The sequence below is a fragment of the Mesorhizobium sp. BR1-1-4 genome, assembly GCF_020165375.1.
Taxonomy (GTDB): Bacteria; Pseudomonadota; Alphaproteobacteria; order Rhizobiales; family Rhizobiaceae; genus Mesorhizobium; species Mesorhizobium australicum.
The window spans coordinates 22,828-39,893 of sequence record NZ_JAIUIB010000009.1 but is presented as its reverse complement, the minus strand read 5'-3'; the positions used below and the strand labels follow the sequence as shown (position 1 = coordinate 39,893).

At 60.2% G+C, this 17,066-nt stretch carries 18 protein-coding genes and 1 tRNA gene; 15 read left to right on the top strand and 4 right to left on the bottom strand.

Going from position 1 to position 17,066, the window contains the following annotated elements:
- The first annotated feature begins 285 nt into the window (after positions 1-285).
- The 6 genes from LB571_RS20010 (at position 286) to LB571_RS19985 (ending at position 4,387) form a co-directional block, all read left to right on the top strand.
- The gene (locus tag LB571_RS20010) at positions 286-642 is read left to right on the top strand and encodes a hypothetical protein (RefSeq protein ID WP_224597270.1); all 357 of its coding nucleotides are present in this window, start codon (positions 286-288) and stop codon (positions 640-642) included.
- Between the two features lies 1 nt (position 643).
- The gene (locus LB571_RS20005) at positions 644-1,036 is read left to right on the top strand and encodes a hypothetical protein (RefSeq protein ID WP_224597268.1); all 393 of its coding nucleotides are present in this window, start codon (positions 644-646) and stop codon (positions 1,034-1,036) included.
- A 140-nt stretch (positions 1,037-1,176) separates the two neighbouring features.
- Positions 1,177-2,040: an RNA ligase family protein gene (locus LB571_RS20000; protein WP_224597702.1), complete on the top strand. Its 864-nt coding sequence runs from the start codon at positions 1,177-1,179 to the stop codon at positions 2,038-2,040.
- A 220-nt stretch (positions 2,041-2,260) separates the two neighbouring features.
- On the top strand, positions 2,261-3,664 hold the full coding sequence (locus tag LB571_RS19995) for a recombinase family protein (protein WP_224597266.1): 1,404 nt from the start codon (positions 2,261-2,263) through the stop codon (positions 3,662-3,664).
- A complete protein-coding gene (locus LB571_RS19990; RefSeq protein WP_224597264.1) occupies positions 3,627-4,022 on the top strand; it encodes a hypothetical protein in 396 nt (131 codons plus the stop codon). The genes LB571_RS19995 and LB571_RS19990 overlap by 38 nt, the downstream gene beginning before the upstream one ends.
- Positions 4,019-4,387 carry a hypothetical protein gene (locus LB571_RS19985; RefSeq protein WP_224597262.1) on the top strand — a complete coding sequence of 123 codons (369 nt, stop codon included), beginning with the start codon at positions 4,019-4,021 and terminating at the stop codon, positions 4,385-4,387. Before LB571_RS19990 ends, LB571_RS19985 begins: the two co-directional genes overlap by 4 nt.
- Positions 4,388-4,454: 67 nt before the next feature.
- On the opposite strand, the gene LB571_RS19980 is transcribed toward LB571_RS19985, so the two are convergent.
- The gene (locus tag LB571_RS19980) at positions 4,455-4,928 is read right to left on the bottom strand and encodes a hypothetical protein (protein ID WP_224597259.1); all 474 of its coding nucleotides are present in this window, start codon (positions 4,926-4,928) and stop codon (positions 4,455-4,457) included.
- Positions 4,929-5,389: 461 nt separating this feature from the next.
- Here LB571_RS19980 and LB571_RS19970 point away from each other — a divergent pair, with 461 nt between their 5' ends.
- A complete protein-coding gene (locus LB571_RS19970) occupies positions 5,390-6,025 on the top strand; it encodes a hypothetical protein (protein WP_224597253.1) in 636 nt (211 codons plus the stop codon).
- Between the two features lie 166 nt (positions 6,026-6,191).
- On the opposite strand, the gene LB571_RS19965 is transcribed toward LB571_RS19970, so the two are convergent.
- A tRNA-Ser gene (locus LB571_RS19965) sits at positions 6,192-6,281 on the bottom strand.
- Positions 6,282-6,544: 263 nt separating this feature from the next.
- Here LB571_RS19965 and LB571_RS19960 point away from each other — a divergent pair.
- From LB571_RS19960 to LB571_RS19930, 7 genes are all read left to right on the top strand, one after another.
- Positions 6,545-7,765, top strand: a complete 1,221-nt coding sequence (locus LB571_RS19960; RefSeq protein ID WP_224597250.1) for a septal ring lytic transglycosylase RlpA family protein — start codon at positions 6,545-6,547, stop codon at positions 7,763-7,765.
- A 93-nt stretch (positions 7,766-7,858) separates the two neighbouring features.
- Positions 7,859-9,022 carry a D-alanyl-D-alanine carboxypeptidase family protein gene (locus tag LB571_RS19955; RefSeq protein WP_140619636.1) on the top strand — a complete coding sequence of 388 codons (1,164 nt, stop codon included), beginning with the start codon at positions 7,859-7,861 and terminating at the stop codon, positions 9,020-9,022.
- Positions 9,023-9,102: 80 nt separating this feature from the next.
- Positions 9,103-9,777, top strand: coding sequence for a dTMP kinase (gene tmk, locus LB571_RS19950; RefSeq protein WP_015317900.1), 675 nt, complete (start codon positions 9,103-9,105; stop codon positions 9,775-9,777).
- A complete protein-coding gene (locus tag LB571_RS19945; protein WP_140792876.1) occupies positions 9,774-10,829 on the top strand; it encodes a DNA polymerase III subunit delta' in 1,056 nt (351 codons plus the stop codon). The genes tmk and LB571_RS19945 overlap by 4 nt, the downstream gene beginning before the upstream one ends.
- 141 nt (positions 10,830-10,970) lie before the next feature.
- Positions 10,971-12,524: a methionine--tRNA ligase gene (metG, locus tag LB571_RS19940; RefSeq protein ID WP_015317902.1), complete on the top strand. Its 1,554-nt coding sequence runs from the start codon at positions 10,971-10,973 to the stop codon at positions 12,522-12,524.
- Positions 12,524-13,318: a TatD family hydrolase gene (locus tag LB571_RS19935; RefSeq protein ID WP_015317903.1), complete on the top strand. Its 795-nt coding sequence runs from the start codon at positions 12,524-12,526 to the stop codon at positions 13,316-13,318. The genes metG and LB571_RS19935 overlap by 1 nt, the downstream gene beginning before the upstream one ends.
- Positions 13,315-14,136, top strand: a complete 822-nt coding sequence (locus LB571_RS19930; protein ID WP_224597248.1) for an MBL fold metallo-hydrolase — start codon at positions 13,315-13,317, stop codon at positions 14,134-14,136. The genes LB571_RS19935 and LB571_RS19930 overlap by 4 nt, the downstream gene beginning before the upstream one ends.
- A gap of 218 nt (positions 14,137-14,354) precedes the next feature.
- Here LB571_RS19930 and LB571_RS19925 read toward each other — a convergent pair whose 3' ends face one another.
- Both LB571_RS19925 and LB571_RS19920 read right to left on the bottom strand, forming a co-directional pair.
- A complete protein-coding gene (locus LB571_RS19925; protein WP_224597246.1) occupies positions 14,355-15,014 on the bottom strand; it encodes an imm11 family protein in 660 nt (219 codons plus the stop codon).
- A gap of 511 nt (positions 15,015-15,525) precedes the next feature.
- Positions 15,526-15,849, bottom strand: a complete 324-nt coding sequence (locus tag LB571_RS19920; protein WP_224597242.1) for a hypothetical protein — start codon at positions 15,847-15,849, stop codon at positions 15,526-15,528.
- Between the two features lie 297 nt (positions 15,850-16,146).
- On the opposite strand from LB571_RS19920, the gene LB571_RS19915 reads away from it, so the two are divergent.
- Positions 16,147-17,046: an agmatinase gene (locus LB571_RS19915; RefSeq protein ID WP_224597239.1), complete on the top strand. Its 900-nt coding sequence runs from the start codon at positions 16,147-16,149 to the stop codon at positions 17,044-17,046.
- Positions 17,047-17,066 lie beyond the last annotated feature (20 nt).

Below are 17,066 nucleotides of genomic sequence, written 5' to 3'. Positions count from 1 at the left end.
AAGTATGACGACTGATGCCGACGCTGCGCCATATATGAACTGTGTGGTCATCTGGTCCAGCAGCCATCCCAGCCCCTGGTGGATGCCAACCAGGATCGCAAGCAGGATGACGGCGGCTATAACCTGAATGACCGTGTTGCGCGACATGGGGCGGGAACATAGTTCGATTTCTTCGATTTTTAAAGCGGCTCCATCTCTGCGGATGCGAATTTTCTGACCGATAGAATTAGGGTGGCTCAGGTTAACGGTACTCCTGTATGTTGCCCGCTCTTTCGGGAGGGGATCATGCGCAGATTGTTTCTTGTGGTGTGTGCCGTAGCGACGACCGCTGTTTTTGCCGATGCGGGTAATTTTGATAGTTTATATTTAGTGCCTAAGAATGGGACAGGGCCAAGAGTAGTCGACGCAATGACGGGAATTGTGCAACCTGTTCACGTAACACCAGATGGAAAAAAGCCTGTCGATTGCCCACCAGAAGGTTTTTGGTCCGCTGCTGGCGCGTTATTTCGGTGCAAAGACGACTTCAAATTCCTGCTGGTGAGCCCGCGAGATCCAGCCGCATATCCGGCCGGCGCGCTCATCTTAAAGAGTTCTAATCCGGGCACTGATGATCCCGGGCCAAGCGCGCCGAAAGTGAAATAAGATGCTGGAACGCGAAGACTTCCTTCAAGACAAAAAGTCTCTGAGCGCAACAATCTCAGATCTCTGCCGCTACATCGCATTCGGTCTGCTCGTCGCATTCTATACGATAAGCGCCGATAATTCATCATTCTCCACCCACCTAAAAACCTACGGAGTTCTAGTGTTCCTGATAGGTTTCTGCGGCGCGATGGCGATACTTTGTGACTATCTGCAATACGTGTTTGGCTTGATAACCGTTGAAAAAGCGCTTGCAACAAAGGTCTACGAGTACGACGACGCGTCAGGCGCCTATTGGGGGAGACAAGCCGCATTCGAGGCCAAGCAGGTTTTTGTAGGAGTAGGCGCGATATCAATGGTCCTAATGGTCCTGGTGGCTACGTTCTTGACGCGGTGACGATTGCGCCGCGACAAGGGCACGATAAATTCTCGCTTGCCGGGAATGGGCGCTCCGAGGTCGGACAGCGCCTGCCGCTTGCAGTTTCGGAACTATTTTAGCTAAGGCTTATTGAATCGGACGGTGTCGTGAGTGAGTTGATGCGTCTGAAGTTCATTAAGCCGATGGAGCCCGAACTGGTGGACACCCCGCCCCAGGGCGATGAGTGGATCCACGAGATCAAATTCGATGGGTACCGCACCCAGGTTTTAAAGGATGACGATGGGATTCGGTTGATCACCAAAAACGGCTATGACTGGACCGGCCGCTATATCCAGCTTGCCGGCGAAGCAGCGGCGATCGAGGCGAAAGACTTCATCATCGACGGAGAGGCGATCACCATCAACGAAGCCGGCCTGTCTGACTTCCATGCAATGCAGTCAGCCGTCACCAACCGAACGCCATCTCGCGACCTCTATCTGGTGGCGTTCGATCTCCTGCATCTCAACGGCCATGACTTGCGCGACATGCCAGTGGAAGACCGCCGCGAAATTCTCCAGGCATTGATCCCGACCGGCGGCCGCATCCAGTTCAGCGAAGCAATGCCGGGGACCGGCGATGCCGTCTATCACCTTGTCGACCAAGCCGGCCTCGAGGGCATGGTTTCAAAGCGCAAGGACAGCACGTATCGCAGCGGGCCGACGATGAACTGGCGCAAGATCAAGTGCTATACTGAGAAGGAAATGGACATCATTGGCGTGCAGCGTGAGGCCGGGAAGCCCGCAATGGTGCTCATGGCGGACAAGGGCCGCTATGCCGGCGGCGCCTTTGTCACCTTCAAGGCTCACAAACGGCAAGCGCTATGGGACCGCGTGCAAGGCAAGGTCGGCGGTCCGGTCCCGAAGGGGCTTAAGAGCGACAAGGCAGAATGGCTGAAGCCAGGCCTGGTCGGCCGCGTGAGGTTCCTGAAGGGCGAGGAGAAGCTGCGTCATGCCAAGCTGCTCGATTTCCGGGATAGGCAATAGCCAACGCTTGCCTGCCATCAGGAAGGCGGAGGCTGCCGGCGAGGCCGACGCGATCGATTATCCGTCCGACTAGGATGGTCAGCTTCGCGTCGGCGAGCTGGGACTTGGTCCCCGATGGGCTCGGGATGGTGCAGGCCGCCCGCCTCCTGTCAGCGCCCATGAAGCAGGCTTTTCTATGATACAGTTCCGCCCATGGCGGATCACATGGAGGGCCATTCCAGTGACTGAGCTCGCATCGGACGTTCGCACCCCGGCAGCCCAATATATCCGCATGTCCACAGAGCACCAACGCTATTCGCTGGACAATCAGTGCGCGGCCATAGCGGAGTATGCCGAGCGCCGTGGCTTTGCCGTTGTTAAGACGTATGCAGACGCCGGCAAAAGTGGGCTAAGCCTTAAAGGAAGAGATGGCCTGAAGCAGCTGCTGACCGACGTTGTGTCCGGCCAGCCTAGCTTCTCGGCCATATTGGTGCTGGATGTGAGCCGGTGGGGGAGATTCCAGGATACGGACCAAGCCGCCCACTATGAATTCATTTGCCGCGATGCTGGGGTCAATGTCCATTACTGCGGGGAGCCTTTCGAGAATGACGGCAGCGTGGTCACCAGCATCGTAAAGACCCTTAAGCGGGTGATGGCAGCCGAGTACAGCCGCGAACTTTCCAGCAAAATCTGCAGAGCGCACATCCAGCAAGCTCGCCTTGGGTTCAAGCAGGGCGGCCCTGCGCTGTTTGGCATAACGCGTTTTCTAGTAAGCCAAGATGGAACACCGCGATTTTTGCTCGGACCTGGCGAGCGTAAGGGGCTGAACTCAGATCGCGTAGTTTTTATGCCTGGCCCTCAGAATGAACTCAAAATTGTAAGGCGAATCTTCCGCATGTTTGTCGTCCAGAAACGGAGCATTGCGGACATCGCTAAGAGGTTGAACGACGAAAATATACCGTCGACGGATGGCGCCTTATGGAGCAGGGCACGGGTTAAAAGCGTCCTCCAAAGCGAGTTGATGATCGGATATTATGTCTTCAACCGGACCAACCATAAAATGAAAAAGCCGGTAAGTCGCAACCCTCCGGATCTTTGGGTGCGAACCAGGGTAATGGAACCTATTGTCAATCCCAAAATATTTGCGCGAGCGCAGCGGCTATTCAGGCTCAGACGGGGCTACCAACTCCGGGAGCCCGACATGATCGCAAGTCTGAAGCGACTTTTTCGAGAGAAGAAGAGGCTTTCGCAGGCAATGATTAACGAGTGCCCTTACACACCATCCTCTCATGCATATTGGGCGCACTTCGGCAGCCTGCCGGCACTGTATAGGACCGTAGGTTTCATGTGCCCCCCGACCGGGCAACGAGGTAGATACTACTCGGATGACGAGCTGCTAAACGGCATTCGCCGACTGCATGCAAAGTTCGGATTCGTCACGATGGCTTTGATCAACGCTGCCAGCGGCCTGCCGAAATACAAGGTTTTCACGAAGCGCTTCGGCTCGATTGTGAATGCCTACGGCCTTGCTGGGTTCCCCACGACGAAGAGCGAGAGGATCGCAGCGGCGCGGCAGCGAGCAAGCGCTAGACGTGAGAATAAGGAGGTTGTCGCTGTATCGGCAGAAGAAGCGCGGCACCCTTAAGAGTCTACGGAAAGATTCAACAAGACGGCTTGACGGGCAAGGAATTTGTTCCTTTTCTGTTCTCATGGCGCACGATCCGATTGACACGCTGGGGAAGGCGACCCGGCACAATATGCTTGTGAAAGTGGAATGCAGTTGCGGCAATGTCCGCTACTGCAGATCGGCCGATCTCATGATGGTCTATGGCGGCGGGGTTGATCCTTTGAAGCTGAAATTCGACTGCAACCGATGCAAGCCGCAAGTGAAGATCACGCTCTTGGAGGTCCATCCCGAGCACCTTCCGAAGCGTCTCATGATCCACAAGCCGATGAAGGTGGACGGCAAGATCACCTGGTACACCGAAAGGTTTCGGGGATGAGCGAGCGCCTGACCGTCCGTCTCGCATATCAACGCGGCTGGCAGGTTGTCGACGGCAGCACCATCGTGGACACCTTTGAGACCAAGGAAGACGCGTTCCGCTGCCTAGTCGATCGCGGCGGTCGCCTACGTCTGGCGTGGCGGCGAACAATCATAAGCGGTCAATCCAAACCGTGTGATTTCTCGGCGGAATTCCAGACTGACAACGCCGGCCGCATCATGAAGGAATTCCACGGCCCGTCGGCGGGCCGATGGTTCTGGTTTAGTGGCTCCTCAAGCGGGAGCGTTGAGACCAAGGATGAAGCCGTGTTCGGTGTTGAGCGCGCCTATACCCGCAAGGTCGCCGGGGCGGATTTGCCGCGCTAGATCCAGCCCGCCTTTACGAAGTGCTCTTTGGCACGGTGATGTAGCTGGCCTCGTCCGAGGCCAAAGCTCATATGACGCTTGCAGCGCGCACGGCCGCAACCAAGAAAAGGATCAGCGCCCCAATAGCAACTAGTGGCGTGATCCAAAACGTCAGTTTCGCGAGCCATTTTCGTCCGCCAATCAAGATCGGCTCCCTTCCATTTCGAATGTCACTAAGAAACCCCGCATAAACGTTGGCTACGACGGAGAAGTTGATCCACGCCAAACCACCGGCCACCAGGGTTGTGGCAACTCCATAGATCAGAAGGGGACCGCAAGCCTGGTAAAGGCGCGCAGTGGCAGCGCCGGCCTGCGAGATTGCTAAAAGAGATCCTGCGTGGACGGTAAGAAGTGAAGCGAGCAGCCACTTGCCGTACTCGTATTGCCTCTCAAGAGCACCGAAAAGAAGCTCCTTTTGAGCTTGATAGCGAACCTCGGCAGGAATCAATGAGACCTGCAACGCCTCCTGTTTGGCGGCTGCGCGAACAGCGGACTTCTTCACTTTCGCAATCTCACACCCGCGCCACCACCGTTCTCCGGTATAAACTCAACGCCCGCTGCTTCTAGTGCCTCGCGCATCTTGTCCACGCTGCTGACTCGGGCATCCTGTCCAGCCTCGAAACGATTGACTGTATTCCCACCAACGCCTGCCGCTTTGGCAAGATCGAGAGTGGTCCAATTGAGGGCTGCACGCCCCATGCGGCATTGAACTGGCTTCATGTGGGGTTTTTATCACCCAATGTGATTGACAGCAAACCGGTTATGGTCGTATCGTTAATGGTGTAAATATCACCACTTGGAGCAACGTCAATGCCGAACACCTGTGTCCGGGCAGCAGCCGAAGGCATGCCCGATTGTCCCCGCAATCCACAAAAGACGGGCTTCATACGTAAACTGCTGATGTCCTGGCATGCGTGTGCGGGAAGTGAGCCCGGAACACTGAATTCGCCTATGGAGCCTTTAATGAACCAACATGTCAGCCGCCGCACCTTTTTTGAAACCACCGCCTATGTCACGGCGACTGTAGCTGGCATCGCTGCAAGCGTACCGGCGAGGGCTGGGGCTACGTCAAAGCTGCCGGCTCTCGAAGCCGCGTTTTTCGCCGAATGGAATAAGCTTCGCGCCCTAGAGCCGGAACACGGCGCGGCCGAACGTCGGTATTTCGACGAACGCGTCAAGCTCCAGAAGCCTGTCTTGCGAGAACGCACTCGGGAGGAGATCGAGGCTGTAAGGAACATGACAGTTGCTGAGCTTGGCGATATGTCGCGCAGCCTGCCGGGAGCCATGGCAGCGCTCGAATTTGACGACGCGCTGCGTACCTACAACAGGGCCGAGTGGAAGGTCAGGTGCAGCACCGGCTTCACCCGCGTCAACCGTGCCTACCAGCGCCAGCACGCTCGGGCCACGGCAGCCGCAAATCGTGTCATTCGCTCCCCGGCGCACAGTTTCGACGATTTGGCAGCAAAGGCTCGGGTCCACAAAACATGGGAGTACGCCGACGAAGCCGATATCGGGTACATCATGGCGGACATCGCCCGTATGGCGAAGAAAGGGGTGAGGGATGACCGCGCACAGCTCGGCGCATCGAGCGTAGCCTGACTGGCACCGCAACGGCTGGTGATTCGCCTCGGACCGGCAAGCTTGCCGAAGCCCGCCACGGTACGCCCTGGCGGGCTTCATCGTTTGTACGGGTTAGGCACCAAGTTAGGCACGAATAAAGGCAAAGCCAATTCGTAAAGTATAATCAACCCATTAGTGGAATATCTGGCGGAGGGAGTGGGATTCGAACCCACGGTGAACTTGCGCCCACGCCGGTTTTCAAGACCGGTGCCTTAAACCGCTCGGCCATCCCTCCAGCTACTGCCGGCCACTGCTCTAGTGTGCCCGGCAAAGGCCTGTCAACCGGCTTGCATGAGCAGGTCGCTCCCTGAGCCTAGGACAGGACAGGCGGCGTCACAATCTTGCCCGGTTCCGGCCACAATCGGTTAATACCGTGATAAACAATTCCTGCGCACAAAGGATCGGGGTTCGAGGCGTCGTTGGCATTGTCGAGTGAGTGCTTTGGCTCCTCTGATGGTCGGATGCGACGTCTTCATGAGATTTAGGGGGCAATCAAGAATGCAGGCTGTGACGCACCCGCGTCTTCGTCGCGTTGCCACGGTTGCGTTGCTTGCAGCGTCGGCTGCATTGCTCGCCGCTTGCGCGTCGCAGCCCGAGCCGAAAGGGATGGTCTACAAGAAGACCCGCTCCAAGGAATATTTCGCCGAGACCGAATATGGGGTGAAGGCCAGTCCGCGCGCTGCCTTCATGCGGCGCGGCGGCGGTCGCGACCAGCTTGGCAAGCCCTATCAGGTGCGCGGCAAGTGGTATTATCCCAAGGAAGACAAGAAGTACGCCAAGGTGGGTCTGGCATCATGGTATGGCGACGCCTTCCATGGCCGGCTGACCGCCAATGGCGAAGTCTACGACATGGCGCATCTGACGGCGGCGCATCCGACCATGCCGCTGCCCAGCTATGCCCGCGTCACCAACCTCGAAACCGGCAGTTCGGTCATCGTGCGCGTCAATGACCGCGGCCCCTACCATGAGGGCCGCATCATCGACGTCTCGGAGCGAGCCGCGCAGATGCTGGACTACGACAAGGTCGGTACCGCGAAGGTGAAGGTCGAATATATCGGCCGCGCGCCGCTCAACGGCAATGACGACCAGTACCTGATGGCCTCTTACCATCCAGGCAACCGCATACCGGACCCATCGGACGGCCTGCCGACCGGCGTCATGGTGGCCATGAACGGGCCTTCGCCGAGCCTTCCGGTCGGCGCGGCCGCCGTGCCGTTTCCAGGTCAGCTGACGGATGCCGCGGCTCCGATGCAGGGACGGATGGCCGCGCAGCCGGCCTTCGGCGATCCGGCGCTGCCCGATTTTGGACCGATCGTGCCGGAACGGCCGCAGATCAGCCTGCCGCCGCAATCGCCGTTCGCCATGGCGTCGCTGTCCTATGCGGATGAACGCGTCCATCGCGCGGATGTCTTTGCCGCTCTGGACGACAGCGGCATGTCGCCCGCAGACATCCTGCGGTCGTGGAAAAACACCGGCCGCCAAGCGGCGCCATCCAGTGCCGACTATGTCGCCGCCGGCACGTTCGACGACGCCACCGAAGCCACACGTGTGGCCTCGGCACTAAAGCCCTTCGGCAGAATAGAAATCCAGCGCTCCGATCTCGACGGCAATGACTGGTATGCGGTCAACCTCTATCCGGACGGCCATGGCGGTCTGGACGAGTTGCTGAAGGCGGCGTGGTCTCATGGCGCGCCCGACGCGCTGGTCGTGCGCGACTGATCCAGCGCCGGTTTGCGCCCGGCAGTTGATCCCTCACCGAAAAAGCCCGATAGTTTCGGGACGCCGGAGGGGCCGGCCAACGGGTCGATTTTCATGCAGTTTCGCTTGCTACAGCCTTTCGCCGTTTTTTTTCTCCTCAGCCTCCTGCTTACGCTTTCGCCGGCCCAAGCGCAGCTTTTCGAGACCAAGGCCGCGCAAGCCTTCATGATCGATGCCGATACCGGCACGGTGCTGTTTTCGAAAGATGCCGATAAACCCATTCCGCCGGCTTCGATGGCCAAGCTGATGACGATGGAAGTGGTTTTCAACGCCCTCAAATCCGGGCGCCTCAAACTCGACGATACGTTCGTGGTCAGCGAAAACGCCTGGCGCAAAGGTGGCGCGCCGTCGGGAACCTCGACGATGTTCGCCAAGCTCAAATCGGCGATCCGGCTCGAGGACCTGATCCAGGGGGTGACCGTGCAGGCCGCCAATGACGGCTGTATCGTCATCGCCGAAGGCATGGCCGGATCCGAGGACAATTTTGCCGGAGAGATGACCGAACGTGCGCGCCAGATCGGCCTCAAGACGTCGACTTTCGTGAACTCCACTGGCCTGCCGGCCGACGGCCAACAGACAAACGTGCGCGAATTGGCGCAGCTCGCCCTGCATCTATGGCGCGAATACCCCGATTTCTACCGGTATTACGGGTTGAAGGATTTCACCTGGAACAAGATCTCGCAGAGGAACCGCAACCCGTTGCTGGCGATGGACATCGGCGCCGACGGCCTGGCTGTCGGCGCAAGCGAGACATCCGGTTTCGGCATCGTGGCTTCGGTCAGCCACAACGGCACGAGGGTGATCGCGGCGATGAGCGGGCTGGCAAATGACAAGGAGCGCGCAGAAGAGGCACGCAAACTGCTCGATTGGGGCGTTCGCTCGTTCGAGAAGACCGAAATCTTCGCCAAGGACGAGGTGGTCGGAGAGGCCCAGGTTTTTGGCGGCATGAAATCCGGCGTGACGCTCAAGGCAAAAGGTCCGATCGACATCTTCCTGCCGATCACCAACCGCGACAAGCTGACGGCCAGGATCATCTACACCGGCCCGGTCGCGGCACCGGTGGAGGAGGGGCAGCCGGTGGGCGCACTGCGCGTCTGGATCGGCGACACGCTGAGCCAGGAGACACCGTTGTTCGCCGCCGAGTCGATCAGCGTCGGCACGTTGCCGCAACGCGCTCTCGATGCCGTCAAGGAACTGGCGATCGGCTGGCTTCGATAGCGCCGAGGGCATGGACGTTTTCCCGAACGCGGACTATCTACAGCCCCACAATCCACTCGAACACGAACAAAGGCCCTCGGTTGGCGCGCGGTTTTTTCATCACCTTCGAAGGCGGCGAAGGCGCAGGCAAGTCGACACAGATCGAGCGGCTGGCCACCAAGATGCGCGCCAAGAAGTATGATGTCGTACGGACACGCGAGCCGGGCGGCTCGCCGGGCGCCGAAGCGGTCAGGCATGTGCTGCTTTCGGGTGCCGCCGAACCGTTCGGGCCCAAGATGGAAGCGCTGCTCTTCGCAGCCGCGCGTTCCGACCACGTCGAGCAGGTCATCCGTCCGGCGGTCGAACGCGGCTCCATCGTGCTTTGTGACCGCTTCCTGGATTCCTCGCGTGTCTATCAAGGCGTTACGGGTGGGATCGATCCGGCATTCATGGCCATGCTGGAACAGGTCGCCATCAACGGCATGATGCCCGACATGACGCTGATCTTCGATATCGACCCGGCCGAGGGTTTGAAGCGCGCGACATTGCGGCGTGGCAGCGATGCCACAGCCGACCGCTTCGAAAAAGAGACGCTGGCCATCCACCAGGCCCGCCGCGAAGCGTTCCTGGCGATCGCCGCGGCAGAGCCGGAACGCTGCATCGTCGTCGATGCGTCCGCCGATCCGGACACGGTGGAGGATGTCGTCACGGCGACCGTGTTCGCGGCACTGGAGGCAAGGGCGTCCGAGCGCAACAGGCAGGTCGCACCCGTATGATCTTCGAACGCATCGCGCCGGAACAGCATGATACGCTGGACGGTGTGCCGGAACCCTCCGAAACACCGCGTCTGGTCGGACACGGGCAGGCCGTCACCATGCTTGCCGCCGCCTATCGTGCGGGAAAGCTGCCTCATGCGCTTATCTTCGCCGGTCCGGTCGGGATCGGAAAGGCGACGCTCGCCTTCCATCTCGCCCACCACCTTTTGAAGCATCCGGCCTTCGACCAGGCGCCTGGCAACCTAGCAGTTCCCGATCCGGCCTCGCCGCTGTTTCGCCAGATCGCAACCGGCGCGCATCCCGGCGTACTGCATCTGACCCGCCCGTTGAACGACAAGACCAAGAGTTTCAAGACCGTCGTCACCGTCGACGAAATCCGCAAGGTCAGCCGCTTTCTGTCGCTGACTTCGCATGACGGCAGCTACCGGGTGGTGATCGTCGATCCGGCCGACGACATGAATGCCAATGCGGCCAATGCCTTGCTGAAGAATCTCGAGGAACCACCGGCACGGACCCTGTTCATTCTCATCGTCCATGCACCCGGCAGTCTGCTGCCGACGATCCGCTCGCGCTGCCAGGTGGTGCGGCTGACACCGCTCGACGCCAACGAACTGATGGCGGTGCTGGAGACAGCGGAGCCGCCGCCGCCCGACGATCCGGCCGCGAGGGCTGCATTGGTCGAGCGGGCAGGGGGCAGCGCCCGCAACGCGATCCTGTTGACGCAGTATGGCGGGCTGGAGATCGCGCGGACGCTGGATGGACTGGTGGCGACGGGAAAGAGCGATATTGGCGGCGCCTATCGCCTGGCCGAGGCGGTCGCGGGCAAGGACCAGGCGATACAGTTCGACATCTTCAATCGCCGGGCGCTGGACCTTCTGTCGGATGCGGCAAGCCAGGCGGCGCGGGCTGGCGATCTCAAGCGGGCCAAAACGCTGTCGGACAGTTGGCATGAGGCGCTGGACGCTATATCTGAGACGGACACCTACAATCTCGACAAAAAGCAGCACGCCCTGACCATGATCGACCGCCTGAATTCTGCAATGCGAATGTGACGGGCTTTTTTGGTGCATGCCGTTGCCCCTTAAACCGGGGCCACTTTTGGGCGGCATGCACTGGTCTCGGGATGGCAATCGCCATTCCGATGCGATATCCACCGCCACGGCCTCCATTCAGACATTCATGACGGTTCATTCATGTCACGCGACACATTCTACATCACGACCGCAATTTCCTATCCGAACGGCAAGCCGCATATCGGCCATGCCTACGAGCTGATCGCCACCGATGCTCTTGCCCGCTTCCAGCGGCTCGACGGCAAGCAGGTCTTCTTCCTTACCGGCACCGACGAGCACGGCATCAAGATGCTGCAGACAGCCAAGCGCGAAGGCATTTCTGCGCGCGAACTGGCCGACCGCAATTCAGCCGAGTTCAAGCGCATGGCGACCGCGCTCAACGCCTCCAACGACGATTTCATCCGCACCACGGAGGAGCGCCATTACGCTGCTTCGCAGGCGATCTGGAAGGCGATGGCCGCCAATGGCGACGTCTATAAGGGCGGCTATGCCGGCTGGTACTCGGTGCGCGACGAAGCCTATTACGGCGAGGAGGAGACCGAGGTCCGTCCCGACAATGTCCGCTACGGGCCGCAGGGAACGCCGGTCGAATGGGTCGAGGAAGAGAGCTACTTCTTCCGCCTGTCGGCCTATCAGGACAAGCTCGTCGCGCTTTATGAAGGCCAGCCCGACTTCATAGGTCCGGCCGAGCGCCGCAACGAGGTGATGAGCTTCGTCAAGTCGGGACTGAAGGACCTGTCGATCTCGCGCACCACATTTGACTGGGGCGTGCCGGTACCCGGCGACGAAAAGCATGTCATGTATGTGTGGGTCGACGCGCTGACCAACTACATCACCGGCGTCGGCTATCCCGATGAAAAAGATGAGAAATGGAAGTTCTGGCCAGCCGATGCGCACATCATCGGCAAGGACATCGTGCGCTTCCACGCGGTTTATTGGCCGGCCTTCCTGATGTCGGCCGGCATCCCGCTGCCGAAGCGCGTCTTCGGCCACGGCTTTCTGTTCAACCGCGGCGAGAAGATGTCGAAATCGGTCGGCAACGTCATCGACCCGTTCACCATGATCGAGCATTATGGCCTCGACCAGGTACGCTACTTCTTCCTGCGCGAAGTGCCGTTCGGCCAGGACGGCAGCTACAGCCATGAAGCGATCGTCAACCGCACCAACGCCGATCTGGCCAACGGTCTCGGCAATCTGGCGCAGCGCTCGCTGTCGATGATCGCCAAGAATTGCGGCGGCGTGGTACCGAAGCGCGGCGACCTGGCGGAAGCCGACAAGGTGATCCTGGATCAAGCGATCGACGCTCTCGCCACCGCGCGCAAGGCAATGGCCGAACAGGGCATCCATCTGGCACTGGCGGCGATCTTCGGCGTGGTTGCGGAAGCCGACCGGTATTTCGCCGGACAGGAACCCTGGGCGCTCAAGAAAACCAATCCCGAGCGCATGGAAACGGTGCTGTGGACGACGGCCGAAGTGGTCCGGCGCGTGGCGGTTCTATGCCAGCCCTTCATTCCGGGCTCGGCCGGCAAGCTGCTCGACCTGCTGGCGGTGCCGGCGGACTATCGCGAGTTCGTGCATGTCCACGCCGACCACGCGCTTGTTTCCGGGACGGCGCTGCCCGCGCCGGAGGGCGTGTTTCCGCGCTACGTCGAACAGACGGACGCGAACGCCTGATGCTCGTCGACAGCCATTGTCATCTGGATTTTCCGGACTTCGCCGAGGAGCGGGCGGCCATTGTCGCCCGCGCCAAGGCGGCCGGAATCGGCCGCATGGTGACGATCTCCACGCGCGTGAAGCGGTTTCAGCAAGTTCTTGAGATCGCGGAGACTTTCGACGAAGTCTATTGCTCGGTCGGCACTCACCCGCACAATGCCGCCGAGGAGCTCGACGTCACCACCGCCGACCTTGTCCGCCTGTCCACTCACCCAAAGGTGGTGGCGATCGGTGAAGCAGGTCTCGATTATTTCTACGACAAGGCACCGCGCGATGCGCAGGCGCAGGGTTTTCGCGCTCATATCGCCGCCGCCCGCGAGACCGGGCTGCCTCTCGTCATCCATTCACGCGATGCCGACGACGACATGGCCGCCATTCTCGAGGACGAGACAGGGAAGGGCGCCTTCCCGTTCATCCTGCATTGCTTTTCGTCGGGACGGCGGCTCGCGGAGGTCGGCGTGTCGTTTGGCGGCTATGTGTCGTTCTCGGGCATCCTGACCTTCAAGAACTCGATCGAATTGCGCGCCATCGCCGCCGATTTGCCGCGTGACCGGCTGCTGGTCGAGACCGACGCGCCATATCTGGCGCCGGTGCCGTTTCGCGGCAAGCGCAACGAGCCGGCTTACGTCGCGCAAACCGCGAAGGTGCTGGCCGAGACAATCGGCGTCAGCGAGGCTGAGATCGCGGCGGTGACGACCGATAATTTCTTTCGGCTGTTTGGAAAAATGCCTCGCCAGCAGGCGCTCGAGACATGAGCGACCGGCTGCGCCTGACAATTCTCGGCTGCGGGTCATCCCCAGGCACGCCGCGCATCACCGGCGACTGGGGCAATTGCGATCCCACCAATCCCAGGAACCGGCGCATGCGCACGGCGGCGCTTGTCGAGCGCATTGCCGCCAATGGCGGCCGCACCACGGTCGTCATCGACACCGGCCCCGATTTCCGCGAGCAGATGCTGATGGCTTCAGTCAGGCGCATCGACGGGGTGATCTACACGCATCCGCATGCCGACCACATCCACGGCATCGATGACCTGCGCGGCTATGTGCTGGAACAACGGCATCGCATCGGCATCCATGCCGACGAGCCGACCATGCTGCGGCTGCGCGAGGCGTTCGGCTATTGCTTCCAGACGCCGGCAGGCAGTTCCTATCCGCCGATCGTCGACGCCCGCATCATCGATCATACCAGGCCGGTCGTGATCGAAGGAGAGGGGGGTGCCCTCACCTTCGAGCCGCTGCCCCAGATCCATGGCGACATCATTTCGCTGGGTTTCCGCATCGGTGGGCTCGCCTACTGTCCCGATGTCAGCGACTTTCCCAAGACCACCGCAGAACGGCTGCGAGGTCTCGACATGCTGGTCATCGACGCTTTGCAATACAACACGCATCCAAGCCATCTTTCGCTTGGCCAGGCGCTGGACTGGATCGAGGCGCTTTCGCCTGGGAGCGCCGTGCTGACGCACATGCACGTGCCGCTCGATTACACCGCCGTGATGGCCGAGACGCCCGACAATGTCGAACCAGCCTATGATGGCATGGTGATCGAAATCCCATACGAGTCAAACCGCTAGAGGCTGCTGCTCAGTTGGCGTTTCAAGTCGTCGTTTGAACGCTCGACCATGGGTTCGAGGTCGTGAAGTGCCGGTGGCGCGCATTCACGATGATTGCCGGCAGCGGTCAGAACCGCAGCAATTCCCCGGCCGCGCTACGTGCGCAAGTTCCATAATCTATCTTATGCGACTTTTATCACGGCGTGAAAAGCATCTCGAATCCATCTCACAGCCCTGCTTCACAGCCCGGGCTTCCGAAGCAGACCGGACCAAAAGCGTCTCAAACTCGCGAATGAAACTGGCGCACGCCGCTCCATGCCGCGGTATTCGATCCTGTCGCGACCGACCGCTTCGTCATTCCAGACCAATTCAAAGGCGATGCCTTTGAATCCGAGCTCGCCAATCTGACGCACGATGGTCTCTTGCAGATAGATATCGGATAGTCGCACGCCATCGGGCCGCTCCGGCAACTTGAATATCTCGGCCCCGCCGATGGCCTCCGGCCGAAGGACGAGATTTTCGATCGTCATGATACCGCCATCGTCAAACCGGACGGTTCTTGAACGTTCTTCGTCCATCGCATCGACCACATTGGTGACGTTGAACAGCGATATGGGTTCGTCAGCACGAAGCGGCAGGAAGTCACCATACGGTTCTAGAATCGGCCGTAGCAACTTCAACGCCGTGCTCCTCAGAATGAGCACGTGCTCGCCGAGCCAAGGAAAATCCGAATATAGCCGGGGTGTTCCGTCTTCTTGCTCGCGCAGGAATTTCATCCGCGGCGGACGCCATCGCTTCTGGCCTGGGTCGCCGAGGCTCGCGAATAGCTGGTAGTCCTCGGCTTGTTGGGGAAGAACCCATTCCTGTCCCTCCACTACACGCGGACTATAGATTTTCACCCGACCTCCTGACCCGGCGCCGCCGACACCGGCACGTCGCTCGAGACATCGCGTCCGGTTTGGCGGACGCCCGTACCGAGCATATCATGCCAGATGACGCGGCGGCGGCGCGCGACGCTTTCCATCTGTTCCTACATCGCGACCGGTCGCATCAGGGCAGCCTCCGCCGGTCGAGCAGGATGCGGTGGATCTGGATTCGCTCCGGCAATTCGATCAGGAACTCCGGGTCGCGGTCGAGATGGTGGACCCTGGCATTGGCCTTCCAATGCCTCTCCTCGTTTACGATGCTCGCGCTGGAAGGTTCCGGGACAAATAACGTCAAGAGACATCGGAGGATCAACCGGTGCGGGACGGCCGGGACCTGACCATTTTGGCAATGGAATCCTGCCGACGAAGCTGGCGATGTCGCGTCTCCAGGTCACTTTGACGTTAGCATATAGCTGCCAGCGCAGCGGTACCTGCAGACTGATTCCGTTGCGCGTAGCGGCAGCGAGGCGCGTCGTAGGCGTTCCTAAAAATTGTCGAGCACCCCGCTGAAAGCAGTTGCTATTGCAATGACGTGGACGAGGCCAAGCGCCAACCAACCGGCGCGGCCGGCTTGAGCAACAAATGCCCCATAGGCAGGAAACTGTGCCACAGCCAACCCTAGGGAAAGGCTGGTAATCGTGTTGTCGGTCAAAAGAGTTGCCAACATGGGGATTGGATAGAGAATGCGGGCTAGCACATAGTCGCCATGCCCAGATCCGGCCGAAAAGAGTGCCAGCAGGAAGGCAACGGGAGTAGCGCATAGGCCGAAAAGGAGACCTGCCTGCCATGAGAACTTTGGCAATGTCATTCCCTTCCCCATCAACCACATCTATGCGGATGCGTTCAGCCATAAGAACCGCGGCACTCGACAACAAAGATAGATCATGCGGATTTTCCTCGGTCGGTCCATTCGCTTTATCGCAGTTCCAGTAATCTGCAACGTTTACCCACTTTAGCAAGCTCAATGTCCCCGTCTCAGGGCCGCCTCCAGCTTGGAACCGACGGAACTTCTGGACGGCGATTTCGGCAATGGAATTCGACCATCCCAGCAACTACGCTAGCTTCAATCCATCACGCCTCGGCTGGACTCAAAGGCTTATCAAGAATGACCACACGATCTTCCTTTCTCGGCTTGCCCGATCGCCTCGCCGATGACACGGCCCCCCGCGCGGTGATCTTCGGCGCCGGGCACGGCAGCACCTATCCCGGCAAGGACAGCAGCGGTCATGCCTTGGCCGCCGATGCCATCCGCGTTGCGAGCCAGGGTGATGCCGCGCTCGTCGAGCATTGGGATTTCGATCTCGGCGGCCCGCTGTTCGACGGCAAGCCCGTCTGCTGCGTCGACGTCGGCGACATCCTGACCATCATGCATGACAATGCCGGCAACCGCGCCCGGATCGAGGCGAAGACGCGCGAGATCCTGTCCTTGCCGGCCGTGCCCATCCTGCTCGGCGGAGACGATTCCGTGGTCGCCGGCTTCGCGGATCACGGGCCTGTCTGGATCCTGCAGATCGACGCCCATATCGACTGGCGAGACGAGGTGCATGGCGAACGCCATGGCTACTCCAGCCCGATGCGCCGCGCGAGCGAGATGGCGCATGTCGCCGGCATGGTGCAGGTCGGACTGCGCAGCGTCGGCAGCGCACGCCTCACGGAAATCGAAGCGTCGCGGCGCTATGGCAGCCGTTTCGTCACCGCTCGCGAGGTCCACGCCCTGGGTGTCGAAGCGGCGCTCGGCCATATTCCGGAAGGCGCGCGAGTCGTCGTTACCCTCGACTGCGACAGTCTCGACCCCGGCATCATGCCGGGCGTGGCCGCGCGTACGCCCGGCGGCCTTACCTATACGCAGGTCATCGATCTCATCGCGAGCCTGGGCAAGCGAGCGAGGATCGCCGGATTCGATCTTGTGGAGCTCTATCCGCCAGCCGACAGTGACGGCCTGTCGGCGCTCACCGCCGCGCGCCTTCTTGTCAATGTTATCGGCGCCTTGGTCAGGCAGGTCTGAGACCCGACCTGAGATCGAAT

Bases quoted from the DNA above. Each gene is read 5' to 3' on its own strand.
- LB571_RS20005 (WP_224597268.1), top strand. From the start codon at position 644: ATGCTGGAACGCGAAGACTTCCTTCAAGACAAAAAGTCTCTGAGCGCA.
- LB571_RS19915 (WP_224597239.1), top strand. From the start codon at position 16,147: ATGACCACACGATCTTCCTTTCTCGGCTTGCCCGATCGCCTCGCCGAT.
- LB571_RS19955 (WP_140619636.1), top strand. From the start codon at position 7,859: ATGCAGTTTCGCTTGCTACAGCCTTTCGCCGTTTTTTTTCTCCTCAGC.
- LB571_RS19970 (WP_224597253.1), top strand. From the start codon at position 5,390: ATGAACCAACATGTCAGCCGCCGCACCTTTTTTGAAACCACCGCCTAT.
- LB571_RS19930 (WP_224597248.1), top strand. From the start codon at position 13,315: ATGAGCGACCGGCTGCGCCTGACAATTCTCGGCTGCGGGTCATCCCCA.
- LB571_RS19920 (WP_224597242.1), bottom strand. From the start codon at position 15,849: ATGACATTGCCAAAGTTCTCATGGCAGGCAGGTCTCCTTTTCGGCCTA.
- LB571_RS19935 (WP_015317903.1), top strand. From the start codon at position 12,524: ATGCTCGTCGACAGCCATTGTCATCTGGATTTTCCGGACTTCGCCGAG.
- LB571_RS19960 (WP_224597250.1), top strand. From the start codon at position 6,545: ATGCAGGCTGTGACGCACCCGCGTCTTCGTCGCGTTGCCACGGTTGCG.
- LB571_RS20000 (WP_224597702.1), top strand. From the start codon at position 1,177: ATGCGTCTGAAGTTCATTAAGCCGATGGAGCCCGAACTGGTGGACACC.
- LB571_RS20010 (WP_224597270.1), top strand. From the start codon at position 286: ATGCGCAGATTGTTTCTTGTGGTGTGTGCCGTAGCGACGACCGCTGTT.
- LB571_RS19945 (WP_140792876.1), top strand. From the start codon at position 9,774: ATGATCTTCGAACGCATCGCGCCGGAACAGCATGATACGCTGGACGGT.
- metG (WP_015317902.1), top strand. From the start codon at position 10,971: ATGTCACGCGACACATTCTACATCACGACCGCAATTTCCTATCCGAAC.
- LB571_RS19985 (WP_224597262.1), top strand. From the start codon at position 4,019: ATGAGCGAGCGCCTGACCGTCCGTCTCGCATATCAACGCGGCTGGCAG.